Source organism: Pseudomonas fluorescens, assembly GCF_000802965.1.
GTDB classification, from domain to species: domain Bacteria; phylum Pseudomonadota; class Gammaproteobacteria; order Pseudomonadales; family Pseudomonadaceae; genus Aquipseudomonas; species Aquipseudomonas fluorescens_A.
Window position 1 is genome coordinate 85916 of sequence record NZ_JSAK01000016.1, and the last position, 24550, is coordinate 110465.

Below are 24550 nucleotides of genomic sequence, written 5' to 3' on the forward strand. Positions count from 1 at the left end.
CTTTGTCCGTGAAGTTGACGCGCAGTATAGCGACAGGCCCTAGGCCGTCAAAGCGCTCACGGTGCCCGATGGTCACTGAAAGTGGGTAGAATGCGGTTTTTTTCCACCTGCGGGGGTGCGCCTTGCGCGAAATCGTCCTGATAAACATCACGGGAGTCGACCGTCCGGGTCTGACTGCGGCCATTACCGGCGTTCTGGCCCAGGGTGGTGTGAACATTCTCGACATCGGTCAGGCGGTGATCCACGACACCTTGTCGTTCGGCATCCTGGTTGAAATTCCCGACACCGAGCAAGGCAAGTCGGTGCTCAAGGACATCCTGTTCAAGGGTTACGAGCTCGATCAACAAGTACGTTTCACGCCGGTATCCGAAGAGGATTACCAGCAGTGGGTCGGTAACCAGGGCAAAAAACGCCACATCGTGACGTTGCTGACCCGCAAAGTGACCGCCGGGCAATTGCAGGCCGTGAGTTCGATTACCGCCAAATATGGCCTGAACATCGATCACATCGATCGATTGTCCGGGCGCATGCCGCTCGACACTCCGGCCGACAAGGGCAAGGGTTGCATCGAATTCTCCGTGCGTGGCGAAGCGGCCGATCCGCAGGCGCTGCGGGCCGAATTCCTCAGCGTGGCCCAGGAACTGAACGTCGACATCGCCTTCCAGGAAGATTCGCTGTTCCGTCGTAATCGTCGTTTGGCGGTGTTCGACATGGACTCGACCCTGATTGAAGCCGAAGTCATCGACGAGTTGGCCAAGGCTGCCGGTGTAGGCGACAAAGTCTCGGAAATCACCGAGCGGGCGATGGCTGGCGAACTGGACTTCCGCGCCAGTTTCAAAGAGCGCCTGGCCTTGCTCAAAGGTCTGGATGTTGGCGTGCTCGACTCGATTGGCGCGTCCTTGCGTCTGACCGAGGGTGCCGAAACCCTGTTCGCCGAACTCAAGCGTCTGGGTTACAAGACTGCGATTCTGTCGGGTGGCTTTACCTACTTCGCCAAGCAATTGCAGGCCAAGTTGGGTATCGACTACGTGTTTGCCAACGAACTGGAAGTGGTCGACGGTAAGGTCACCGGCGTGGCGATCGAGCCGATTGTCGATGCGCAGCGCAAGGCTGATTTGCTGAAGGAATTGGCGCACAAGGAAGGGTTGCGTCTGGAGCAGACCATTGCGGTCGGTGACGGAGCCAACGATTTGCCGATGCTGGCGATCGCCGGGTTGGGCGTGGCGTTCCGTGCCAAACCGCTGGTGAAACAGTCGGCGAAACAGGCGATTTCCACCCTTGGGCTGGATGGCGTGCTGTATTTGCTGGGCTTTCGCGATCGCGACGGACAGTTGTAAATAGTAGGAGCTTGCTGGCGATGGGGTTCTTGATGACGCCATCGCCAGCAAGCCGGTTCCTACAGGTTTGCGAACGCGGTGAGCCAGGCGCACCGCGTTCCAGCACACGGGTTATGCTTTTGGCAGGCCCATACCCTGACCCATCTGCACCGGCGAACCCGCCGCCAGTTCTTCAGCCCACTGCACTTGATCCGGCCCGAACAGCACGACAGCGGTCGAACCCAGTTTGAAGCGACCCAGTTCCGCACCCTTTTCCAGGTGGATCGGCGCACGGGCGGCTTCGTCGTAGCGGAAGGTTTTCAGTTCGCGTTTCGGCGGCGTGACCAGGCCGGCCCAAACGGTTTCAATCGACGCCACGATCATTGCGCCCACCAGCACCACGGCCATCGGCCCGCGCTCGGTGTCGAAAATGCACGCCACACGCTCGTTGCGGGCGAACAGTTCCGGGACGTTTTCAGCAGTGGTCTGGTTGACCGAGAAAATCCGGCCGGGAATGTAGACCATCTCGCGCAGGGTCCCGGCCAGTGGCATGTGCACGCGGTGGTAGTCCTTCGGCGACAGGTAAATAGTCGCAAAATCACCGCCCATGAAAGGTGCAGCATTTGCCGCGTCGCCCCCCAGTAGTTCCAGCACGCTGAAACTGTGGCCCTTGGCCTGGAACACGCGACCGTGTTCGATCGGGCCGAGTTGGCTAACCGCACCATCCGCCGGGCTGAGGATCGCGCCCGGTGTTTCGTCCAGTGGGCGCGCGCCGTCTTTCAAAGCACGGGTGAAGAATGCATTGAAATGCTCATAGGCGGTCAGGTCTTCAACCAGTGCCTGGGACATGTCCACTTGATAACGCTTGGCGAACCACGCGGTGAACGCATTCTTGAACCAGCGCACGCGGCATTCGGCGATGCAGCCGGCCAGTCGCGAGAGCAAGTGGTGGGGCAGCAGGTACTGGCTGAGGATAAACAAACGCTCTTTCATTGGGTGTCCTTAAAAACCTTAAAGCTCGACAGGCGTGTCAGGGTGATTGCCCCATTCGCCCCAGGAACCGGCGTAGCCTTTGACCCGCGGATAACCGAGGGACTTGGCCACCAGATAAGTGAAGCCCGACCGATGATGGGTCTGGCAGTGGGTAATGATTTCTTTGTCAGGCGTGATGCCGAGTTGTTCGAGGATCTGCGGCATGTCGCTGCGGATGCGCAGGTTGCGCGCCTGATCCATGCCCGCGGTCCATTCGAAATTGACTGCGCCGGGAATGTGCCCGCCCTTGGCGGCCAGCACTTTCTCGCCCGAGTATTCCAGCGGCCCGCGTGCGTCCCAGATCGCCAGGTCGGCGGCGCCGAGACGGCTTTGCAGGTACTCACGGGTGGCAGTCGGTTCGTCGTGGAGGGTCAGGCTGACCGGACCGCCGACCGCTGGCGGGACCTGGATCGACATCGGAAAGCCTTCCGCCAGCCAGGATTTCAGGCCGCCGTCGACATAGTGGTATTTGCTGTGGCCAATGACATCCAGCAGCCAGATAAAGCGCCCGGCCCAGCCGCCACCTTCGTCGTCATACACGACGTAGACCGCGTCGGGGTTGTGTCCCAGCTCACCGAACAGCGCTTCGAGTGCCGCTTGCGATGGCATCAGGCCTGGCGCCGGCGGCTGACCGAGTTGCGTGCGTTTCGGATCGACAAAACGTGCGCCGGGGATATGCCCTTCGGTGTAGCGGGCGCTGCTGGTCAGGTCCACCAGGATCAGTTCGCGGGCGTCGAGGCGAGGGAGCAAGTCGCTCGGTTCGATTACCAGCGGCAAGCCAGAGAAGTCAGACATGTGAGGTCTCCAGGGCACAAAAGGGAGGATTGTAACGCAGGCTCATTTGCCGCGTTCACTAAAGCTGTGCAGCGCTTTTTCGATGCACTGCGCGGTTTTGCCGAAGGCTTGCACGGTGATTTCCGAAAACGGCCCGCCGCCCTGATCCGCGACCACAATCATGATCACCCGGCCATTGTTGACCAGCGAGCGTAGCAGCAGATGTTCACCGCTGAATTGCGCACGCAGGTTGTTGGGTAGCAGGGCAGAAAATTGCGCGTTGTTCGCCGGCGTCAGGCGTACCTGAGCCTGTTGCGCGAGCAGGCGTTGCAGCACGTTGCCTTGGCTGACCGCGAAATTAAGCCCGGCCACTTCTTTCGGTAATCCAGCGGTCTGATGTACTCGCAGATTGGCGTGTGTGCGATCGGCCATCAAAATCATCACTCGGCGCATGCCACACGCGACCAGTGCGTCACGGGCGGACGTGGTCAGGTGCATGGCATTGGTGAATCGACTCGGCTCGACCAGCAATTCAGCGCATTGCTTGCGCCACTTCGCCAAGTCTTCAGCGGTAGGCGCTGGCGCCGCAAGCAACCCGGCGTGAACGCGGTTCATGCCCCACGGCCAGATCAGCGCTTCGGCGGGGTGCCAAAGGTCAGGCATGGCGTGATGCCGTGCGCTGTTCGCCGCCTGTTGGTGCAACTGTTGCTGCAACTCATCCATCGGCATTTGCAGGTAAAGGCTGGTCAGGTATTGCCAGCGCTCGCTGTGCGGACTGTCCCAGGCCTGTTGCGCCGACAACGCCAGACCGTTGGCCAGCAACACGGTGTTGGCCGGTTGATTGAGCCAGCGGCGCAGGTTCGGATCGTCGTCAAGGCGGTTTTGCTGACGCAACGGGTGCTCGCTGTCGCGGGCGATGCGCAGGACTTTCACCAGTTCCCGTTGTTCGGTCAGCAGCAGTCGATAGCCTTGCTGGACCCAAATGGGCAGGCGCCAGATGTCTACCAGGGCCAGGCCGATTTTCAGCAGGGGCACGCCAAACAGCTGTTTTTCGACTTTTCGCGCCGACTCACCTTTATAGATGACCCGCAACTCCCACTCTTCGAGCAATTGCGGATGAGTCAACGCCAATGGCCACAGCGGCGACAGAAACAGCAGGCTGCCCCAGTGGATGTCCTGCCACAGGCGCGCCAGGCGGCTGGCAAAAAAACCGTTGGCCTGTTGCGTGGCGTGCTGGCTGATCATTTGCAGTTGGCGCAGGGCTTTCGGAATCTCGGCCTGCGGTAGCGCGGGCAACCGCTCAAGCAGTTCTTCGGTGCGCTTCAAACCGAGACGATTGATCGCGACTTCAAGGTTCTCCGCCGGCTCGGTCATGTTGCCATGGGTGTGCCGGTTGGCTTCGCGGATCACGCTCAAGGCCAGGGCCGGACTGTCCTGCATCAATTCGGCGATGTCGCGCAGCGAGCTGCGACTGTTGCGGATCGCCCGGCTGACGCGGTCATGGCTGTGTTGCGGAACCGGCAGGCGCACGCCATCGAGAAGCTTGACCCAGCCTTCGAGAGTGGTCGGTTTTAGCGTCGGAACGTTCGTTTCGTTAGGCATGTCTGGAGGCGATCATCGTCAGCGTTAACGGTGCCCGGAGCGGGTCAAATTGGCTTTTCGCCTGAACTGGCTATAGTCTGGCGCAGTTTTGCCGATAAGTAGAAGAAGAGATTTTTTAACTTCCGAATATGACCTTGAACCCGACTCAGTAAGTGCTCTCCTACCTATGGCTAAAATAATCGGCATCATCGTCGTATTCGCGAGCGTGCTCGGCGGATACGTGCTCTCCCACGGCAAAATTGCCGCCCTGATTCAACCCTTCGAGGTCATGATTATCGGTGGTGCGGCCCTCGGTGCATTCCTGCAGGCCAACCCCGGCTACATGACGATGCACGTGCTCAAGAAGTCTTTGAGCATGTTCGGTTCGCGTTTCAACCACGGCTTCTACCTTGAAGTGCTGGGCCTGATCTACGAGATCCTCAACAAGAGCCGCCGCGAAGGCATGATGGCCATCGAAGGTGACATCGAAGACGCCGCCGCGAGCCCGATCTTCGCCAAGTACCCGGCAGTCCTCAAGGACGAGCGCATGACCGCGTTCATCTGCGATTACCTGCGCATCATGTCCTCCGGCAACATGGCTCCCCATGAGCTGGAAGGCCTGTTCGACATGGAACTGTACAGCCTCAAGGAAGACCTGGAGCACCCCTCCCACGCGGTGAACGGCATCGCCGACGCCATGCCCGGTTTCGGTATCGTCGCTGCAGTACTGGGTATCGTGGTGACCATGGCGTCCCTGGGTGAGGGCGACCAGAAGTCCATCGGCCTGCACGTCGGTGCGGCACTGGTGGGTACCTTCTTCGGTATTCTCGCCGCCTACGGCTTCTTCGGCCCGCTGGCTCATTCCCTGGCCCACGATGCCAAGGAAGAGCTGAACGTTTACGAAGCCATCAAGGCCTCGCTGGTGGCTTCGGCTTCCGGCATGCCGCCGTCGCTGGCCGTGGAGTTCGGGCGCAAGGTTCTGTACCCGGCGCACCGTCCAAGCTTCGCCGAGCTGGAACAAGCGGTTCGTGGTCGCTAAGAAATGGAAAATAACCAGCCGATAATCATCAAGCGCGTCAAGCGCATCGCCGGCGGGCATCACGGGGGCGCCTGGAAAATCGCCTTCGCCGACTTCGCCACGGCGATGATGGCGTTCTTCCTGGTGTTGTGGCTGTTGTCCACGGCCACGCCGGAACAGAAGATCGCCATCGCCGGTTACTTCAAGGACCCGATCGGCTTCTCCGAAAGCGGCACGCCGTACATTATTGACTTGGGCGGCACACCGACCCTGGCGCCGGAAAACACCCTCAACCCCGAGGTGAAATCCCAGCCGCAGCCGGACAAGGTGACCGTCGACGCCGAACAGGTCGAAGGCATGGCCGAGATGGTCGAGAAGGAGCGCCTCGAACTGTTGCTGCAAGAATTGCAGAACAAGGTCGAAGAAAATCCGCAGCTACAGAAATTCAAAGACCAGATCCTGTTCGAGATCACGCCGGACGGCTTGCGCATCCAGATCGTGGACGCGGAAAACCGGCCGATGTTTGACTCGGGCTCGGCGCGTCTGAAGCCGTACTTCGAAGACATCCTGTTGGCCATGGCCGACACGATCAAAGCGGTGCCGAACAAGATCAGCATCAGCGGCCACACCGATGCCAAGCCGTACATCGGCACCGGCGATTTCGGTAACTGGGAACTCTCGGCCAACCGTGCCAACGCCGCTCGCCGTGCGCTGGTGGCGGGCAGCTATCCGGACCAGCAAGTGGCGCGTGTGGTGGGTTACGCCTCGTCGGCGCTGTTCGACCGCGAACATCCGTTCAATCCGGTGAACCGTCGTATCGACATCATCGTGCTGACCAAGAAAGCCCAGCGTGCTATCGAAGGTTCGCAGGGGGCGGAACCGGCACCTGATGCGCCGCAAGGTTCGGCTGCTCCGGCAACTGAATCAGCGACGCCAGCTGATCCGAATGCGTTGCCGGCGGACAAGGAACCGTTGCCGGCACATGAACTTCGTGAGCGTCTGAACCTGTTCGATGATCCGGCGCCGAAACCGGGTGAACCACCGAAGCAGTGATCGACAACAAAAAGCCGACAGAGATGTCGGCTTTTTGTTGTGGTGCATCAAGATCAAAAGATCGCAGCCTTCGGCAGCTCCTACAGGAGTACCGCGTTTCCCCTCCTGTAGGAGCCGGCTTGCTGGCGATCGTCGTTAACGATGACGCGGGCTGTCTGGACCCACTCGGCGTACTTGAGACCATCGCCAGCAAGCCGGCTCCTACAAGTTTTGCGTTGTTTGCATTTTTCCGGGGGGCAGTGAAGTCCTTTTCCCCAAAGAAAAAGCCCCGTTCTCGAAGTCCAGTAGGAGCCGGCTTGCTGGCGATGAACGATTACGCGGACCATCGGCGTGACCGGAATAAATCGATGCGCATTGACCTCAGAAACCACGATTGATCCTGGACTTCAAGTCACTGTGGAATCGATCAGCATTGGTCTTGTTGAACGTGCGCGCGGATTCGCTTCCGGTCACCGATTCCAGCGCGATTGAACGCTTGAGCGTCACCTCGTTGCGATAAGCATCAATGAAGAACTCGATGTCCTTGTCGCTGGTGAGCTTCGGCCATTTGTCCAGGAACAGCGGCAGCTCTGTCGGACCGGTCTTGAACGAGCAGATGCGTCGATTGCTGATCGTCGCTTCGCCGATTTCAAACGGCACCCACCAGGACGATGCGGTCTTTTCCGAAACTACCGCCAGAAGGTGCGTGCACTCGGTGATGTTGCGGGTGATGACGCCTGTGATGTCATCGGTGGTCTGGGATTCTGGGTCCAGCACGTCGAGGTAGGTCTTGATGTTCGCCTGCATCAGGCGCGTGTTGATGTTGATCGCATGGGCGCGATCCATGTGGCGGTAGCTGATAAACACTGGCATCAGAAATGTCCCTTGATCGCGAGTTCACGGTAATAGGCGCCGAGGGCGGTGAGGCGGCATCCGGTGGAATGAATGGCGGCGTAATACATGTGCTCGGCATCCACCGGCTCGATCAGGCTGTGGCGGTTGCACTTTTGTAGTTGGGCGAAGACTTCGCCGTGCTCTGGATTGAATTCAGGCTCGGTGGGCTCAAAGCTGGGGGCGAGGGGGTACACCGATTCCGCTTCGGCGAACCAGTCAGGCAGTTTGCGCAGGATTTCCTTGGGGATCAGTGGCGAGACTTCGCGCAAGGAAATGAACTGCGAAACGTTGGTCTTGAACACTGGCCGCTGTTCCCAGGCGTCGAGGGCGTTGTCGACAAATGAATAGAGGCTGCCCGGGGTGATTTTGCCGAGGATGTTCGCGGCACCGCCGTGCAGCGCCTGAAGCAGCAAACCTGTGAAGACGCCGTGCCCGGCGCCTTCCATTGCCGGCTCTTGTTTTTTGCACGCCGTGAGAATGGTCATGCCCTCGCCAATCACGCTGCTTTCGCTGCGCAATGCGCGTATTTCCCCCGCTGATCCGCCCTGGCAGCAATCGAGAATGATCACTTTGTTTTTGATCTTCGTGGCTTTGCTCGCCCAGTTGAGGATGTCGCTGAGGCGAATCCCGTCCTTGGCGCTCTTGTAGTCCTGCGGGATCAACATGCCTTCGTCGGTGTCGGTGTCGAAGCTGCCGTGACCGGCGAAGTACAGCAGCGCCACATTGCAGTCCCCGGAAAACAGCTCGCGGATCTGGTCTTCGAGTTTTTCCCGGCTCAGGTAATCCTCGGCGGAGGTCAGCACGATGTTCTTGAAGTTCGGATCGCCGTTGGCGTCAGTCTTGAGCACCGAGGCCATGGCCATGGCGTCATTGTTGCAGCCACTTAGCTGGGAAATATGGGCGTAGTTATTGATGCCGATAAACAGTCCCTTGCGCATGGTTACACCGCCGTGTGCTGACGAATACTGCTGACGATGCTGTTGGTGTTCCACGCACATTCGGCATGTGCCGCATCACGCACCACCGTGGAAATGCGCTCGGCGCCGAACGGTTTGATCGCGATGATCACCTTGCCCATGCGCTTGGCGATCTCGATTTCCTTGTTGATCCACTTGCTGTAGGTCGAATACATCCCGGCCATGATCAGTACGGCAGAGCAGGGGCGGATCTTGTTTTCGATGGCTTCGATGAGTTGTTTGTCGGTTTGCGCGCCGACAATTGGGTTATGCGGTGGCACCGAGAAATTCTTGAAGGTGAAGGTCGGATGCGCGGTGAGCAGTTTCACCAGTTTGTCGTGGGCGTCGGAGTAGTTCCACGAATGGCTGATGAACAGATGATAGGTTTGCATGGGTGTCCCTCGATGTCGCTTGAACGCGAAGAGGGCTCGAATGTATGCAATTGGCGAGCGCTAACAAGGCTTGCGCGGCGAATCAGAAATGCCCTGCAAATGTTCGGGCAAACGTCCTACGCAGACGTCTGACGTTTAAAGCGGCGGGATTTTTGTAAGACGAAACAGACGCCCGGCCGCCCCGTTGCAGCGGGGCGGTCGGCACGTCTGTTTAATAGCCGTTTTCTGGCAGGCTGGCGATGATCGAGCGGTAGCTGTTCATGCGCTGTTGCTGAACGCGGCCATCTTCGAGGGCCTTGAGCAGGGCGCAACCGGGTTCGCGGTCATGCTTGCAGTCGCGGAAGCGGCAGGTGCCGAGCAGGTCGTTGAACTCGATGAACCCGGCCTCGACGTCGGCACGGCTGACATGGCCCAGGCCGAATTCGCGGATACCCGGGGAGTCGATCAGCTCGCCGCCGCCGGGGAAGTGGAACAGTCGCGCGGTGGTGGTGGTGTGAGTGCCCTGGCCGGACAGCTCGGACAACGGGCCGACGCGGGTTTCGACTTCCGGTAGCAGGCTGTTGACCAGCGACGACTTGCCGACGCCGGACTGGCCGACGAACACGCTGATGCGCCCGTCCAATTGCTTCTGCAACTGTTCCATGCCGTTGCCGTGATGGGCCGACACTTCCAGTACCGGATAGCCCAGCGTGCGGTAAACCGCGAGCAAGGCATTCAGCGCGGGTGCGTTGTTTTCGTCGATCAGGTCGAATTTGTTCAGCAACAGCAGCGGCTTGATGCCGGCGTGTTCGGCGGCTACCAGGTAGCGGTCGATCAGGTTGGCGTGAGGCTCGGGCAGCGGGGCGAAGACGATCACGATCATGTCGACGTTGGCCGCCACCGGCTTTAGCTGGCCACGGCTGTCTGGACGGCAGAGTTCGGTGTTGCGCGGCAGTTGCGCCACGATCACGCCGATGCCCTGGTTGCCGGCACGCCAGACAACCTGGTCGCCGGTCACCAGCGCCGGCAGGTTGGCGCGCAGGTGACAACGGAACACCTGGCCGGCCAATGCGCCGTCGCGGGCCTCGACTTCGACCTGCACACCGAAGTGCGCGATCACCAGGCCCGTCTGTTCCGGGCCCAGGTCGCCGCCCTCAAGTGCCTCGACAGCCGAGGACTCGCGTTTGGCGGCGCGGGCAGCGCGTTCGCCCTGAATCTTTTCGATGCGCCAGTTTTGACGACGATTGAGTTGGCGTTTGGCCATGGGTGTTCCGTATCAAGAATGCAGCGATTAGGTAAAACGGCCGCGAGTTTAGCACGCCCGGCCACCGGCCTAGGCTAAACTGCGCAGCATTACCTGGGAGCCTACACATGCAAAACCCGCAGAATCTGATCTGGATCGACCTGGAAATGACCGGTCTGAACCCTGATACCGACGTCATCATCGAGATGGCCACTATCGTTACCGACAGTGATTTGAACACTTTGGCCGAAGGCCCAGTGATCGCTATTCACCACAGCGATGAAATTCTCGCCGGCATGGATGAGTGGAATACCCGTCAACACGGTGGCTCGGGCCTGACGCAACGCGTACGCGACAGCCGCATCAGCATGGCCGAAGCCGAAGCTGAAACCATCGCCTTCCTGGAGAAATGGGTGCCGAAGGGCAAGTCGCCGATTTGCGGCAACAGCATCTGCCAGGACCGTCGCTTCCTTTATACCCACATGAAATCGCTGGAAAGCTTCTTCCACTACCGCAACCTCGACGTGTCCACGCTCAAAGAGCTGGCCGCGCGCTGGGCGCCGGACGTGCGCGACAGCTTCAAGAAGGGCAGCACTCATCTGGCCCTGGACGACATCCGCGAGTCCATCGCCGAGTTGCAGCACTACCGCAAGCACTTCATCAAGTTCTGATTCGGTGGCTGGCGCGGGGCTTTTGTGGCGAGGGAGCTTGCTCCCGCTCGGCTGCGCAGCAGTCGTAAGGACTGCAAATGCGGTCTGACTGGAAGAATGCAAGGGAGCGCTTCGCACTCCCGCGGGAGCAAGCTCCCTCGCCACATTACCTTCTTAGGCCCTCTTTTGGTGCCTTGGGGAAGTGAGTAGACTGCGCGCCTTTTTGCAAGGATCGCTACCATGTTGCTGATGCTCTACCTGATCGCCATCACCGCCGAAGCCATGACCGGCGCGCTCTCTGCGGGCCGTCGCGGCATGGACTGGTTCGGCGTGGTGCTGATCGCTTGCGTGACGGCGCTGGGTGGTGGTTCGGTGCGCGACGTGTTGCTCGGCCACTACCCGCTGACGTGGGTAAAACACCCGGAATACCTGGTGCTGACCTCCATCGCGGCGATGGTTACGGTGTTCACCGCACGCTGGATGCGTCATTTGCGTTCGCTGTTTCTGGTGCTCGATGCCGTCGGTCTGGTGGCCTTCACCCTGATTGGCTGCATGACTGCCCTGGAAATGGGCCATGGCATGTTGGTCGCCTCGGTCAGCGGGGTGATCACCGGGGTGTTTGGCGGGATCCTGCGGGACATCTTCTGCAACGACATTCCGCTGATCTTCCGCCGTGAGCTCTACGCCAGCGTTTCGTTCGCCGCGGCGTGGTGTTACATGCTCTGTCTGTACCTGAATTTGCCGGGAGAGCAGGCGATTCTGATCACGTTATTTGGCGGATTTCTGTTGCGCTTGCTCGCCATTCGTTTCCACTGGGAAATGCCCAAATTCGTCTACAACGACGAAGCCTGACACCGCCATCCCTGTAGGAGCTGCCGAGGGCTGCGATCTTTTGATCTTAAAAAATCAAAATCAAAAGATCGCAGCCTTCGGCAGCTCCTACAGGAGTCCGTGTTGTTTCAGGGCCCACTCGACGTGTTCGCGGACCAGTTCGGACGGATGTTCACGCCGCGCCTTGAGGGCTTCCACCACCGGAATCGTTGAAGGCGCATTGCCCAACCCCACCGCCAGATTGCGCAACCAGTTTTCGTAACCGGTGCGGCGCAGGGGCGAGCCTTCGGTGCTGCTCAGGAATTTTTCCTCATCCCACATGAACAGCTCGGCAAGTTCGGCGTTGTCCAGGTTGTGTCGCGGCTTGAAGTCGCTTTCGCCGGACGGACGGGCGAAGCGGTTCCACGGGCAGACGATCTGGCAATCATCGCAACCGAACACCCGGTTGCCGATCAGTGGTCGCAGGTCTTCGGGGATGGCGCCTTTGAGCTCGATGGTCAGGTAGGAAATGCAGCGTCGGGCGTCCAGTACGTATGGGCCGACAAAGGCGTTGGTCGGACAGATGTCGAGGCAGGCGCTGCAACGGCCGCAGTGTTCGGTGGCGTGGGGCGGGTCCACCGGCAGCGGCAAATCGACGAACAGTTCGGCGAGGAAGAAGTAACTGCCGGCCTTGCGATTCAAGACCAGGGTATTTTTGCCGATCCAGCCCAGGCCGGCCTGTTCGGCGATGGCTTTTTCCAGCACTGGAGCGCTGTCGACGAACGCGCGATAACCAAACGGACCGATCACCGCCTGAATTTTTTCCGCCAGATGCTGCACGCGTTTACGGATCAATTTGTGGTAATCGCGGCCCAAGGCATAACGCGAGACGTAGGCTTTTTCCGGTTGGGCGAGCATGTGCGCCATTTGCGTGTCGCCCGCCAGGTAATCCATACGCAAGGAAACTACGCGCAACGTGCCCGGCACCAGCTCTTCCGGATGCGAGCGTTTGCTGCCATGGGCGCCCATGTAGTCCATTTCGCCATGGTAGCCAGCTTCGAGCCAGCGCTCCAAATGCTGCTCATGCTCGCCCAGGTCGAGACCGCTGATGCCGACTTGCTGGAAGCCCAGCTCGCGGCCCCAGTCCTTGATGGATTGGGCGAGGGCGGGCAGGTCTGTGGTAATTGCGGGCATGAGGCGAGAGAAACCGGAGCTGAGGTGCGTATAATTCTGCCAGACATCGGAGCCCGAAGACGCATGCCGCACACTAAAGATGATTTACCCGACGCGCTGTATAGCGCCGAGCAGGTCCGAGGACTCGATGCGAGCCTGATCGCGGCCGGCACACCGGGCTTCGAATTGATGCAGCGCGCGGCGCGGGCGACCTGGCGTGCGCTGGTCCGCCAATGGCCGACGGCCAATGTATTGAGCGTGCTGGCCGGTCACGGTAACAACGCTGGCGACGGTTATCTGGTGGCGGTGCTGGCGCAGCGCGCCGGTTGGTCGGTTCGGGTGCTGGCAGTGGGCGATCCCCAGCGGCTACAGGGTGATGCGGCGTTGGCCCATGCCGAGGCGGTATCGGCCAAAGTGTCCATCGAACCCTGGACCGTGCAATCGGAACTGCAGGGCGTTGTGCTGGACGCCTTGCTCGGCACCGGCCTGACCGGTGAAGTGCGTGAGCCGTTTGCCAGCGCCATCGCCGCGATCAATGCCAGTGGCTTGTCAGTGGCGGCGGTGGATATTCCGTCGGGGCTGTGCGCTGATACCGGTCGTCGACTCGGCCATGCGGTGCGCGCCGATCTGACGGTCACTTTCATTGGTTTGAAACTGGGGCTGTTCACCGGCGATGCAGCGGATGCAGTGGGCGAATTGGTATTCAACGACTTGCACGCCGATCCGCAGTTACTTGAAGGCGCGCCAATCAGTGCTCGTCGTCTGACAGTGGGCAATCTGCCGCGCTTGGCCGCGCGTCCACCCGCTTCCCATAAAGGCAAGTTCGGCCATGTGCTGCTGATCGGTGGCGATCGCGGTTTGGGTGGTGCGATCCTGCTCAGTGCGCAAAGTGCGCTGCGTAGCGGTGCCGGCATGGTTTCCGTCGCGACGCGTAGCGAACATGTGCCAGCCGCGCTGGCGAGAATCCCCGAAGCGATGGTATTGGGCACTTCGTCGGCCAATCAGCTGATGGAATTGCTGCAAAAAGTTTCCGTGTTGGTCGTCGGACCAGGCCTGGGGCAGGCCGGTTGGGGGCGCAGTCTTTTGTCAGCCGCCGCCAACGCCCCGTTGCCGCAAGTCTGGGACGCCGACGCGCTAAACATGTTGGCCGAGGAACGTGTGACTTTGCCCAAGGAGTGTGTGATCACACCGCATCCGGGTGAAGCGGCGCGATTGCTGGGCATGACCACGGCGCAAATCCAGGCCGATCGCCCTGCGGCGGCTCATGCCTTGAGCAAAAAATATACAGCGGTCGTGGTGCTCAAAGGCGCCGGCAGTTTGATAGCCAGCCCTGACGGTCAGTTGGCCGTGTGTCATCAAGGTCATCCGGCGATGGCAACCGCAGGGTTGGGCGATGTGCTGGCCGGTCTGGTGGGCGCGTTGCTTGCTCAGGGCATGAAAGCGTTTGATGCCGCGTGCCTGGCGGTCTGGTTGCACGCCAATGCCGGCGAGCAACAAGGTAAATTTGGCCGTGGGCTGGCGGCCAGTGATCTGATCCCGGCCATTCGTCAGTTGTTGGAGGAGCAAGCACCGTGTCTGAAGTAACCCTGTACCTGGCTGATGAAGCGGCGATGACCGCGTTTGGTACGCGCATCGCCCAAACGACACAAGGGCACGGTCTGATTTTTCTTGAAGGGGATTTGGGCGCGGGGAAAACCACGCTGTCGCGGGGGATTATTCGCGGGCTTGGGCATGTCGGGGCGGTAAAAAGTCCGACGTTCACATTGGTCGAACCCTACGAGATTGGCGACATTCGCGCCTTCCATTTCGACCTGTACCGTCTGGTCGATCCGGAAGAGTTGGAGTTCCTCGGCATTCGCGACTACTTCGAAGATGACGCGTTGTGCCTGATCGAATGGCCCGACAAGGGTGCAGGCTTTTTGCCAAAGCCTGACCTGACCATTACCATTAGCCCGCAAGACAGCGGGCGTTCGCTGAAAATTTTGTCCCAGGGCTCGCGTGGCGAGTCGTGGTGTGCCGCTTTGGCATTGGAATCCAAATAAATGATGGGGTTAGGTATGCGCTTTCGCGCGTTGGTTGCTGCCGTAGGGGTGTTGTTTTTGGCGGTGACCGTCGACGCTGTGGCCGAGACGAAGGTCAACAGTGTTCGCCTGTGGCGGGCGCCGGACAACACTCGACTGGTGTTTGACCTGACCGGTCCCGTCCAGCACAGTGTTTTTACCCTGTCGGCACCGGATCGCCTGGTGATCGACATCAACGGCGCGTCCCTTGGCGCACCGCTGAACGTTAACACCTCCAACACTCCGATCACCGCGATGCGTTCGGCACAGCGCACGCCGACCGATCTGCGGGTGGTCATCGACCTGAAAAAGGCCGTTACTCCGAAAAGTTTCTCCCTGGCCCCCAACGCCCAGTACGGCAACCGACTGGTGGTCGACCTGTTCGATAACCCGGCCGATGCCGCGCCGCCGCCAGCACCGACGCCTTCGGTGGCCACGGTGCCTGCCGTGCCGGTCACGCCGACGGAACCGGCAATCAAGTTGCCGCCAGCCCCGGCCGGCAAACGCGACATCGTTGTGGTGATCGACGCTGGTCACGGTGGCGAAGACCCTGGTGCTTCCGGTTCTCGCGGTCAGCGTGAAAAAGACGTGGTGCTGCAGATTGCCCGTGAAACCCAACGCCAGGTCAACGGCATGAAAGGTTTCCGCGCCGAATTGACCCGCACCGGCGACTATTTCATTCCGTTGCGTGGCCGTACCGAAATCGCCCGCAAGAAGGGCGCCGACCTGTTCGTCTCGATCCACGCCGACGCCGCGCCTTCGGCCGCAGCTTTCGGTGCTTCGGTGTTCGCCCTGTCTGATCGCGGCGCGACTTCCGAGACTGCCCGTTGGCTGGCCGACAGTGAAAACCGTTCCGACTTGATCGGTGGCGCCGGCAACGTCAGCCTCGACGACAAGGACCGCATGCTCGCTGGCGTGCTGCTTGATCTGTCGATGACGGCTTCCCTGACCTCCAGTCTCAACGTCGGTCAAAAAGTACTGAGCAACATTGGCCGGGTCACGCCGCTGCACAAGCAGCGCGTCGAACAGGCCGGGTTCATGGTGCTGAAGTCGCCGGACATTCCGTCGATCCTGGTGGAAACCGGGTTTATCTCCAACGCCAACGAAGCCTCGAAACTCGCGGCAGCGACTCACCAGCAGGCGCTGGCGCGTTCGATCAGCAGCGGCGTGCGGCAGTTCTTCCAGCAAAACCCGCCGCCGGGCACTTACATCGCCTGGCTGCGTGACTCTGGCAAAATTGCTCAGGGGCCCCGCGACCACCGGGTAAGCCCGGGCGAGACGCTGGCGATGATCGCCGTGCGTTATCAGGTGTCCCCGGCCGCCGTGCGCAGTGCGAACAACCTGTCGAGCGATGAGCTGAAGATCGGTCAGCACCTGACCATCCCGGGTAATGACCTGGCGGCCAAAGAATGAATCAGGTCGTGCTCAACGGCGCTCGCATCGAGCTGCTCAGCCCGCGACTGGCGAACCAGATTGCCGCCGGTGAGGTGGTTGAACGCCCGGCTTCGGTGATCAAGGAGTTGCTGGAAAACAGCCTCGACTCCGGCGCCAAGCGTATCGATGTCGATGTGGAGCAGGGCGGCGTCAAGCTGCTGCGGGTACGCGACGATGGCAGCGGTATTTCTGCCGATGACCTGCCGCTGGCCCTCGCGCGTCACGCCACCAGCAAGATCCGCAACCTGGAAGACCTCGAACAGGTCATGAGCCTGGGTTTTCGTGGCGAGGCGCTGGCGTCGATCAGCTCCGTGGCGCGCCTGACCCTGACGTCGCGCACCCGTGATGCCGATCAGGCGTGGCAGGTCGAGACCGAAGGCCGGGACATGGCGCCTCGCGTGCAACCGGCAGCCCATCCGGTGGGCACCTCGGTGGAAGTTCGCGACCTGTTTTTCAACACCCCGGCGCGACGCAAGTTTCTCAAGACCGAAAAAACCGAATTCGATCACCTGCAAGAAGTGATCAGGCGTCTGGCCCTGGCACGCTTCGACGTAGCGTTCCACCTGCGCCACAACGGCAAGACCATCCTCAGCCTGCATGAGGCCCACGATGACGCGGCCCGCGCCCGGCGCGTGGCGGCGATTTGCGGCCCGGGTTTCCTGGAGCAGGCGCTGCCGATCGAAATCGAGCGCAATGGCCTGCATTTGTGGGGTTGGGTCGGTTTGCCGACGTTCAACCGCAGCCAGGCGGATTTGCAGTATTTCTTCGTCAATGGCCGTGCCGTGCGCGACAAACTGGTCGCCCACGCAGTGCGCCAGGCGTATCGCGACGTGCTGTTCAATGGTCGGCACCCGACGTTCGTGCTGTTTTTCGAAGTCGATCCGACCGGCGTCGACGTCAACGTGCACCCGACCAAGCACGAAGTGCGCTTCCGTGAAGGGCGCATGGTTCACGATTTCCTCTACGGCACTTTGCACCGTGCTTTGGGCGATGTGCGGCCGGATGATCATCTGGCGGCGCCGGTTGCGACGGCGATAGTTCGGCCGACCGGTCTGGATGCCGGTGAATTCGGGCCACAGGGCGAAATGCGCCTGGCGGCCAATGCGTTGCTGGAGCAGCCACAGGCTCAGCCTTCGTTCAACACGCCTGCCGGTTCAGGCGCTGGCGCCGGTTATCAGTATCAATACACGCCACGCCCGCAGTCCGGTGTGCCGGTAGCTGAAGCGCAAGCGGCCTATCGCGAATTCTTCGCGCCGTTGCCCGAGGCCAATGCGGTAGCGCTGCCGGCCGGGCAAGACGACATCCCGCCGCTGGGTTATGCGCTGGCGCAGCTCAAAGGCATCTACATCCTTTCGGAAAACGCTCAGGGGTTGGTGCTGGTCGACATGCACGCCGCTCACGAGCGGATCATGTACGAACGCTTGAAAGTCGCGATGGCCAGCGAAGGCTTGAGCGGGCAACCGCTGCTGGTGCCGGAATCCCTGGCGGTCAGTCAGCGTGAAGCCGATTGTGCTGAAGAGCATGTCGCCTGGTTCCAGCGCCTGGGCTTTGAATTGCAGCGCCTCGGCCCGGAAACGCTGGCCATTCGGCAGATTCCGGCTTTGCTCAAGCAGGCGGAAGCCAACCGGTTGGTCGCTGATGTATTGGCCGACCTGATGGAGTACGGCACCAGCGATCGCATTCAGGCGCACATCAACGAACTGCTTGGGACCATGGCGTGCCACGGCGCGGTTCGTGCAAATCGGCGCCTGGCCCTGCCGGAAATGAATGGTCTGCTGCGCGACATGGAAAACACCGAGCGCAGCGGTCAATGCAACCATGGCCGACCGACCTGGACCCAATTGGGCCTGGACGATCTGGACAAACTGTTTTTGCGCGGTCGTTGATGAACCAGTTCCCACCTGCGATTTTCCTGATGGGCCCCACCGCCGCCGGCAAGACCGACCTGGCCATCGAACTCACCAAAGTCCTGCCTTGCGAACTGATCAGTGTCGATTCGGCGCTGGTTTACCGTGGCATGGACATTGGCACCGCCAAGCCTTCCAAAGAACTTTTGGCGCAGTTTCCGCACCGCTTGATCGATATTCTTGACCCGGCAGAGAGCTATTCGGCCGCGGATTTTCGCCGTGATGCCCTCGAAGCCATGGCCGAGATCACGTCGCGAGGAAAAATTCCGCTGTTGGTAGGCGGCACAATGCTCTACTACAAGGCTTTGCTCGAAGGTCTGGCGGACATGCCGGCAGCCGACCCCGAGGTCCGTGCGCAGATCGAAGAAGAAGCTGCACGCCTTGGCTGGCAAGCCTTGCACGACCAATTGGCGATCATCGACCCGGTTTCCGCTGCGCGCATTCACCCGAACGATCCGCAGCGTCTCAGTCGAGCACTGGAAGTATATCGCGTGAGCGGTCAGAGCATGACTGAGCTACGCTTGCAACAATCTGCGCAAAGTACTGAAGCAGCCGCTTCGGGACGTCAACAATTGCCCTATACTGTCGCGAACTTGGCCATTGCTCCGGCAAATCGTCAGGTACTTCACGAGCGAATTAAACAAAGATTCACTTTAATGTTGGAACAGGGATTCATCGACGAGGTCGTAGCCCTGCGTAAGCGAAGTGACCTGCATGCCGGGTTGCCGTCTATACGTGCGGTAGGCTACCGACAAGTCTGGGATTACCTGGATGGCAAACTGACGTCAGCCGAGATGCAGGAGCGTGGAATCATTGCCACGCGCCAATTGGCAAAGCGCCAGTTCACCTGGTTGCGCAGTTGGGCTGATTTACACTGGCTGGACAGCCTGGATTGCGACAATCTGCCGCGCGCCTTGAAATACTTGGGGACCATCTCCATATTGAGCTGAGTCCTTGCAATTGCCGTCTATCCTTGGGGGTGGGGCGGCCAAAGCCATTTTTTCACCTATTTTTATATTGAATCCTTAAAGGAGTGCGGCACATGTCAAAAGGGCATTCGCTACAAGACCCTTACTTGAATACTTTACGTAAAGAGAAAGTTGGGGTGTCCATCTACCTGGTCAACGGGATCAAATTGCAAGGTACGATCGAATCTTTCGACCAGTTCGTTATTTTGCTGAAAAATACCGTCAGCCAAATGGTCTACAAACACGCTATCTCTACAGTAGTGCCGGTTCGTCCAATTCGTCTGCCTAGCGCAACCGAATCGGAAGCGGGTGATGCTGAGCCAGGTAACGCCTGATAGGAGTCTCCTTTGTTCTTTGAGCGCCACGGTGGTGGTGAGCGAGTCATCCTCGTTCACTTGGATGGACAGGACCCTGAGGCGCGCGAAGATCCGCAGGAGTTTCAGGAATTGGCTAATTCGGCCGGCGCCGAGACCGTTGCGTTTTTTAACGTGCCGCGTCATCGGCCAACCGCCAAATTCCTGATTGGCAGCGGCAAGGTCGAGGAACTGCGCGACCTGGTTAAAGCCGAAGAAGCCGATCTGGTGATTTTCAATCACGTCCTCACGCCCAGTCAGGAACGTAACCTCGAACGTGTTTTCGAGTGTCGCGTGATCGACCGTACCGGTCTGATTCTCGATATTTTCGCCCAACGCGCCCGTACCCATGAAGGCAAGCTCCAGGTAGAACTGGCCCAGCTTGACCACATGAGCACCCGGCTGGTTCGCGGCTGGACTCACCTTGAGCGCCAGGGTGGCGGTATCGGCATGCGTGGCCCGGGTGAAACCCAACTGGAAACCGACCGCCGTTTGCTGCGGGTTCGCCTGCGCCAGATCAAGGGCCGGCTGGAGAAAGTGCGCAGCCAGCGTGAGCAGTCGCGTCGTGGCCGTTCGCGTGCAGATATCCCTACCGTGTCGCTGGTGGGATATACCAACGCCGGTAAATCCACGCTGTTCAATAACGTGACGAAATCCGACGTCTACGCGGCTGACCAATTGTTTGCCACGCTGGACCCGACCCTGCGTCGTCTGGATCTGGACGACCTGGGGCCGATTGTCCTGGCGGACACGGTAGGTTTTATTCGCCACTTGCCCCACAAGCTGGTCGAGGCATTTCGGTCTACCCTCGAAGAGTCGAGCAACTCCGACCTGTTGTTGCACGTGATCGACTCGGCCGAACCGGATCGCATGTTGCAGATCGAGCAAGTGATGGTGGTGTTGGGCGAGATTGGTGCCCAGGACTTGCCGATCCTCGAGGTCTATAACAAACTCGATTTGCTTGAAGGCGTTGAGCCACAAATCCAGCGCGATGAAAACGGCAAACCCCAGCGGGTCTGGCTGTCTGCGCGTGATGGCACTGGTCTGGAATTGCTTGAGCAAGCCATTGCCGAGTTACTCGGCGGTGATTTGTTTATCGGTACCCTGCGCTTGCCGCAACGATTCGCTCGACTGCGTGCGCAGTTTTTCGAACTCGGTGCGGTGCAAAAAGAAGAACACGACGAAGAAGGCATCAGTTTGCTGGCCGTTCGTTTGCCCCGGGTCGAGTTGAATCGACTGGTAAGCCGCGAAGGATTGCAGCCGATGGAATTCATCGAGCAACACACTTTGCAATAAAAGCCTGAGAAAGCGGTTGTGCCGTGGTGACAGGCATTCTGTAGCATTGGTCGGCGCGCCGTGGGTGCGTCTTTGCTTTATCAGATGGAGAGCGCTATGGCTTGGAATGAGCCGGGTGGCAACTCGAATAATCAGGATCCTTGGGGTGGCAAGCGCCGTAATAACGGCGATCGCAAGGGGCCGCCAGATCTCGACGAGGCCTTCCGAAAGCTGCAGGAAAGCCTCAACGGGTTGTTCGGTGGTGGTAAGAAACGCGGTGATGACGGCGGTGGATCGGGCAAGAGTGGCGGCTTCGGCGGCCTGCTCGGCATCGGTCTGGTCGTGTTGGCGGCCGTATGGCTGTACAGCGCGGTCTATGTAGTCGACGAGCAGGAGCAAGCCGTGGTGCTGCGCTTCGGCAAGTACTACGAAACTGTCGGCCCGGGTCTGAACATCTATTTCCCGCCGATCGACAAGAAGTACATGGAAAACGTCACGCGTGAGCGTGCGTACACCAAGCAAGGCCAGATGCTGACCGAAGACGAAAACATCGTCGAAGTGCCGCTGACCGTGCAGTACAAGATCAGCAACCTGCAGGACTTCGTGCTGAGCGTCGATCAGCCGGAAATCAGTCTGCAGCACGCGACCGACAGTGCCTTGCGCCATGTGGTGGGTTCCACCGCGATGGACCAGGTGCTGACCGAAGGTCGTGAATTGATGGCCAGCGAAATCAAGGAGCGTCTGCAACGCTTCATGGATACGTATCGCACCGGTATCACTGTCACCCAGGTCAACGTGCAGAGCGCAGCGGCACCGCGTGAAGTACAGGAAGCCTTCGATGACGTAATCCGTGCCCGTGAAGACGAGCAGCGTTCGCGTAACCAGGCTGAAACCTATGCCAACGGCGTCGTGCCGGAAGCCCGTGGTCAGGCCCAGCGCATTCTCGAAGATGCCAATGGTTACCGTGACGAAACCGTCTCGCGTGCCAAGGGTGAGGGTGATCGCTTCACCAAACTGGTCGCCGAGTATCGCAAGGCACCTGAAGTTACCCGCCAGCGTCTGTACCTGGACACCATGCAGGAAGTCTTCAGCAACACCAGCAAGGTTCTCGTGACCGGCAACAAGAATGGCCAGAGCAATCTGCTGTACTTGCCGCTGGACAAGATGGTCGAAAGTGGTCGCAGCTCCAGCACTCCGGTGACCGGCGCGGCAGCCAGCAGCAATGAAGCGAATGCGCGTGCGGCAGCTGATCTGCAGCAACAGCAAGCACGTACCAGGGAGAGTCGCTGATGAGCAATAAATCGCTGATCGCCCTTATTGTCGGCGTCGTCGTGGCGATCGCTGCCTGGAACTGCTTCTACATCGTGGCTCAGACCGAGCGTGCGGTGTTGCTGCAGTTCGGTCGCGTGGTCCAGACCGATGTTCAGCCTGGGCTGCATGTGAAAGTGCCTTACGTTAACCAGGTGCGTAAATTCGACGCCCGCCTGATGACGCTGGATGCACCGACGCAACGCTTCCTGACGCTGGAAAAGAAAGCCGTAATGGTCGATGCCTACGCCAAGTGGCGCGTGAAGGACGCTGAGCGTTTCTACACCGCGACTTCCGGTCTGAAGCAGATTGCCGACGAGCGTCTGTCTCGTCGTCTGGAATCGGGCCTGCGTGACCAGTTCGGTAAGCGCACCTTGCACGAAGTCGTGTCCGGTGAGCGTGATGCGCTGATGGCGGATATCACGGCTTCGCTGAACAAGATGGCCGAAAAAGAACTGGGCATCGAAGTTGTCGATGTTCGGGTCAAGACCATCGACCTGCCGAAAGAAGTAAACCGTAGCGTGTTCGAACGTATGAGCACCGAGCGTGAGCGTGAAGCTCGCGAGCACCGCGCCAAGGGTAACGAGCTGGCTGAAGGCATCCGTGCCGACGCCGATCGTCAACGCCGCGTGCTGCTGGCTGAAGCCTATCGTGAATCCGAAGAGATTCGCGGTGACGGTGATGCCCAGGCCGCTTCGATCTACTCCAAGGCGTACGGTCAGGATCAGGAGTTCTACGCGTTCTATCGTAGCCTGCGTGCCTACCGTGAAAGCTTCGCGAACAAATCCGACGTCATGGTCCTCGACCCAAGCAGTGACTTCTTCCACTACCTGGAAAAAGCCAAGCCTTGATACGACGTTGACCTGATTCATCCCGCCGGGCGGCTAAAACCTCTGGCGGGGTGATCCTTTGGGAAAACGTGTGTATGATGCGGCAGCCGGGAAATTCCCGGCTTTTTTGCGTCTGCATGTTTGATTGCTGTTTTGTGCGGATGCCCGAGCCTGACGGCTCGACAGGTTTTACGAGGAAAGTGCTTGGCGAAGCCCATTTCAGGCTTTTCGCTTCGTCGCTCATGCGCGGGGTTTGCGCTGAGCTGATCATTTTCTGCTTCACTCAAGGCTCGCCCAAAGGCTTGCCGCCCGGATCATAGGGGAATGGCGTAATGGCAACGGTAGACCGCTGGCTGCTGCCAGATGGCATCGAAGAAGTACTGCCACCGGAAGCGGCGCGCATTGAAGTCGCGCGTCGTCAGGTGTTGGATCTGTTCCAGAGCTGGGGTTACGAGTTCGTCGTGACTCCCCATATCGAGTACCTGGAATCCCTGCTGACCGGCGCGGGCCAGGACCTGGATCTGCGTACCTTCAAGGTCATCGACCCGCAGTCGGGCCGGCAGATGGGTTTCCGCGCTGACATCACGCCACAGGTCGCGCGTATCGATGCGCACACCCTGCGTCGCGAAGGTCCGAGCCGCCTGTGCTACGCCGGCAGTGTGCTGCATGCTCAGCCCCGTGCCTTGTCGTCCTCGCGCAGCCCGATCCAGTTGGGCGCCGAGTTGTATGGCGATGGCAGCCCGAGCAGCGACGTCGAAGTCATCAGCCTGATGCTGGCCATGCTGCAACTGGCCGATGTGCCAGATGTGCACATGGATCTGGGGCATGTCGGTATCTACCGCGGCCTGGCCCGTGCCGCCGGTTTGTCCGGTGAAGTTGAACAACAGTTGTTCGATGCGTTGCAACGCAAGGCCATTGATGAGGTCATTACCTTGACCGAAGGCCTGCCGACCGATCTGTCGGGCATGCTGCGGGCGTTGGTCGATCTGTGTGGCGGTCGTGAAGTGCTGGCAGCTGCGCGTGAGCGTCTGGCCAAGGCGCCGGCCCCGGTTCTCGCGGCGCTGGACGATTTGCTGGCGATTGCCGAGCGTCTGTCCGTGCGTTTCCCGGAGCTGCCGCTTTACTTCGACCTGGGCGAGTTGCGCGGTTACCACTACCACACCGGTGTGGTGTTCGCGGTGTTCGTGCCGGGTGTTGGCCAGTCCATTGCCCAGGGCGGTCGTTACGACGACATCGGCGCCGATTTTGGTCGCGCCCGTCCGGCAACCGGCTTCTCCACCGATTTGAAAACCCTGGTGACCCTGGGGCGTGCTGAGATCGAGCTACCGTCTGGCGGTATCTGGATGCCTGACAGTACGGATGCGGCACTCTGGCAGCAGGTTTGCCAGTTGCGCAGTGAGGGTCAGCGTGTCGTTCAGGCTTTGCCTGGGCAACCTTTGGCCGCCGCCCGTGAAGCGGACTGCGACCGGCAATTGATTCAGCAGAACGGGCTTTGGCAAGTATCGCCACTGGCTTCTTGAGTTTTCCTGCCGGCTGCCGCCGGCACCAAGTTTGCGCGAATGAGG

At 59.9% G+C, this 24550-nt stretch carries 24 protein-coding genes; 16 read left to right on the forward strand and 8 right to left on the reverse strand.

Going from position 1 to position 24550, the window contains the following annotated elements:
* The first annotated feature begins 122 nt into the window (after positions 1-122).
* Entirely contained in the window at positions 123-1337 is a 1215-nt protein-coding gene (gene serB / locus NL64_RS14315; protein WP_034148725.1) for a phosphoserine phosphatase SerB, read from the forward strand.
* Between the two features lie 111 nt (positions 1338-1448).
* On the opposite strand, the gene asd is transcribed toward serB, so the two are convergent.
* The 3 genes from asd to NL64_RS14330 are packed head-to-tail and all read right to left on the reverse strand — an operon-like array spanning position 1449 to position 4724.
* The gene (asd, locus tag NL64_RS14320) at positions 1449-2309 is read right to left on the reverse strand and encodes an archaetidylserine decarboxylase (RefSeq protein ID WP_034148726.1); all 861 of its coding nucleotides are present in this window, start codon (positions 2307-2309) and stop codon (positions 1449-1451) included.
* A gap of 18 nt (positions 2310-2327) precedes the next feature.
* The gene (locus NL64_RS14325) at positions 2328-3143 is read right to left on the reverse strand and encodes a rhodanese-like domain-containing protein (protein WP_034148727.1); all 816 of its coding nucleotides are present in this window, start codon (positions 3141-3143) and stop codon (positions 2328-2330) included.
* 42 nt (positions 3144-3185) lie between these two features.
* Positions 3186-4724: an HDOD domain-containing protein gene (locus NL64_RS14330; RefSeq protein WP_034148728.1), complete on the reverse strand. Its 1539-nt coding sequence runs from the start codon at positions 4722-4724 to the stop codon at positions 3186-3188.
* Between the two features lie 166 nt (positions 4725-4890).
* Between NL64_RS14330 and motA the strand changes: the two genes are divergently transcribed.
* The 3 genes from motA (at position 4891) to NL64_RS14345 (ending at position 7151) form a co-directional block, all read left to right on the forward strand.
* Positions 4891-5742, forward strand: a complete 852-nt coding sequence (gene motA / locus NL64_RS14335; RefSeq protein WP_034148729.1) for a flagellar motor stator protein MotA — start codon at positions 4891-4893, stop codon at positions 5740-5742.
* A 3-nt stretch (positions 5743-5745) separates the two neighbouring features.
* A complete protein-coding gene (gene motB, locus NL64_RS14340; RefSeq protein WP_034148730.1) occupies positions 5746-6774 on the forward strand; it encodes a flagellar motor protein MotB in 1029 nt (342 codons plus the stop codon).
* Positions 6775-6893: 119 nt separating this feature from the next.
* The gene (locus NL64_RS14345) at positions 6894-7151 is read left to right on the forward strand and encodes a hypothetical protein (protein ID WP_034148731.1); all 258 of its coding nucleotides are present in this window, start codon (positions 6894-6896) and stop codon (positions 7149-7151) included.
* On the opposite strand, the gene NL64_RS14350 is transcribed toward NL64_RS14345, so the two are convergent.
* The 4 genes from NL64_RS14350 to rsgA all read right to left on the reverse strand — a co-directional run bounded on the left by NL64_RS14350 (position 7135) and on the right by rsgA (position 10238).
* Positions 7135-7626: a toll/interleukin-1 receptor domain-containing protein gene (locus NL64_RS14350; protein WP_034148732.1), complete on the reverse strand. Its 492-nt coding sequence runs from the start codon at positions 7624-7626 to the stop codon at positions 7135-7137. The genes NL64_RS14345 and NL64_RS14350 overlap by 17 nt on opposite strands.
* On the reverse strand, positions 7626-8585 hold the full coding sequence (locus NL64_RS14355) for a caspase family protein (RefSeq protein WP_034148733.1): 960 nt from the start codon (positions 8583-8585) through the stop codon (positions 7626-7628). Before NL64_RS14355 ends, NL64_RS14350 begins: the two co-directional genes overlap by 1 nt.
* A gap of 2 nt (positions 8586-8587) precedes the next feature.
* Positions 8588-8995, reverse strand: coding sequence for a TIR domain-containing protein (locus NL64_RS14360; protein WP_034148734.1), 408 nt, complete (start codon positions 8993-8995; stop codon positions 8588-8590).
* A 211-nt stretch (positions 8996-9206) separates the two neighbouring features.
* Positions 9207-10238 carry a small ribosomal subunit biogenesis GTPase RsgA gene (gene rsgA / locus NL64_RS14365; RefSeq protein ID WP_034148735.1) on the reverse strand — a complete coding sequence of 344 codons (1032 nt, stop codon included), beginning with the start codon at positions 10236-10238 and terminating at the stop codon, positions 9207-9209.
* Positions 10239-10345: 107 nt separating this feature from the next.
* On the opposite strand from rsgA, the gene orn reads away from it, so the two are divergent.
* Together orn and NL64_RS14375 are read left to right on the forward strand one after the other, a co-directional pair.
* On the forward strand, positions 10346-10888 hold the full coding sequence (orn, locus tag NL64_RS14370) for an oligoribonuclease (protein ID WP_008035288.1): 543 nt from the start codon (positions 10346-10348) through the stop codon (positions 10886-10888).
* Positions 10889-11107: 219 nt separating this feature from the next.
* Positions 11108-11719, forward strand: coding sequence for a trimeric intracellular cation channel family protein (locus NL64_RS14375; protein ID WP_034148736.1), 612 nt, complete (start codon positions 11108-11110; stop codon positions 11717-11719).
* Positions 11720-11806: 87 nt separating this feature from the next.
* Here NL64_RS14375 and queG read toward each other — a convergent pair whose 3' ends face one another.
* Entirely contained in the window at positions 11807-12871 is a 1065-nt protein-coding gene (queG, locus tag NL64_RS14380; RefSeq protein ID WP_034148737.1) for a tRNA epoxyqueuosine(34) reductase QueG, read from the reverse strand.
* A 63-nt stretch (positions 12872-12934) separates the two neighbouring features.
* Between queG and NL64_RS14385 the strand changes: the two genes are divergently transcribed.
* The 10 genes from NL64_RS14385 to NL64_RS14430 all read left to right on the forward strand — a co-directional run bounded on the left by NL64_RS14385 (position 12935) and on the right by NL64_RS14430 (position 24505).
* Complete coding sequence (locus NL64_RS14385; RefSeq protein ID WP_034148738.1) at positions 12935-14434, forward strand: bifunctional ADP-dependent NAD(P)H-hydrate dehydratase/NAD(P)H-hydrate epimerase; 1500 nt, start codon at positions 12935-12937, stop codon at positions 14432-14434.
* Positions 14422-14892 carry a tRNA (adenosine(37)-N6)-threonylcarbamoyltransferase complex ATPase subunit type 1 TsaE gene (gene tsaE, locus NL64_RS14390; RefSeq protein WP_034148739.1) on the forward strand — a complete coding sequence of 157 codons (471 nt, stop codon included), beginning with the start codon at positions 14422-14424 and terminating at the stop codon, positions 14890-14892. The genes NL64_RS14385 and tsaE overlap by 13 nt, the downstream gene beginning before the upstream one ends.
* Complete coding sequence (locus NL64_RS14395) at positions 14893-16323, forward strand: N-acetylmuramoyl-L-alanine amidase (RefSeq protein ID WP_034148740.1); 1431 nt, start codon at positions 14893-14895, stop codon at positions 16321-16323. It abuts the gene before it with no gap.
* Positions 16320-18230 carry a DNA mismatch repair endonuclease MutL gene (mutL, locus tag NL64_RS14400; RefSeq protein WP_034148741.1) on the forward strand — a complete coding sequence of 637 codons (1911 nt, stop codon included), beginning with the start codon at positions 16320-16322 and terminating at the stop codon, positions 18228-18230. Before NL64_RS14395 ends, mutL begins: the two co-directional genes overlap by 4 nt.
* Entirely contained in the window at positions 18230-19201 is a 972-nt protein-coding gene (gene miaA, locus NL64_RS14405) for a tRNA (adenosine(37)-N6)-dimethylallyltransferase MiaA (RefSeq protein ID WP_034148742.1), read from the forward strand. The genes mutL and miaA overlap by 1 nt, the downstream gene beginning before the upstream one ends.
* A 92-nt stretch (positions 19202-19293) precedes the next feature.
* A complete protein-coding gene (gene hfq / locus NL64_RS14410; protein ID WP_007902656.1) occupies positions 19294-19554 on the forward strand; it encodes an RNA chaperone Hfq in 261 nt (86 codons plus the stop codon).
* A 12-nt stretch (positions 19555-19566) separates the two neighbouring features.
* Positions 19567-20868, forward strand: a complete 1302-nt coding sequence (gene hflX, locus NL64_RS14415; RefSeq protein WP_034148743.1) for a ribosome rescue GTPase HflX — start codon at positions 19567-19569, stop codon at positions 20866-20868.
* 96 nt (positions 20869-20964) lie between these two features.
* Entirely contained in the window at positions 20965-22137 is a 1173-nt protein-coding gene (gene hflK / locus NL64_RS14420) for an FtsH protease activity modulator HflK (RefSeq protein WP_034148744.1), read from the forward strand.
* Positions 22137-23006 carry a protease modulator HflC gene (hflC, locus tag NL64_RS14425; protein WP_008064109.1) on the forward strand — a complete coding sequence of 290 codons (870 nt, stop codon included), beginning with the start codon at positions 22137-22139 and terminating at the stop codon, positions 23004-23006. Before hflK ends, hflC begins: the two co-directional genes overlap by 1 nt.
* A gap of 311 nt (positions 23007-23317) precedes the next feature.
* Positions 23318-24505, forward strand: coding sequence for an ATP phosphoribosyltransferase regulatory subunit (locus NL64_RS14430; protein WP_034148745.1), 1188 nt, complete (start codon positions 23318-23320; stop codon positions 24503-24505).
* Positions 24506-24550: the final 45 nt, after the last annotated feature.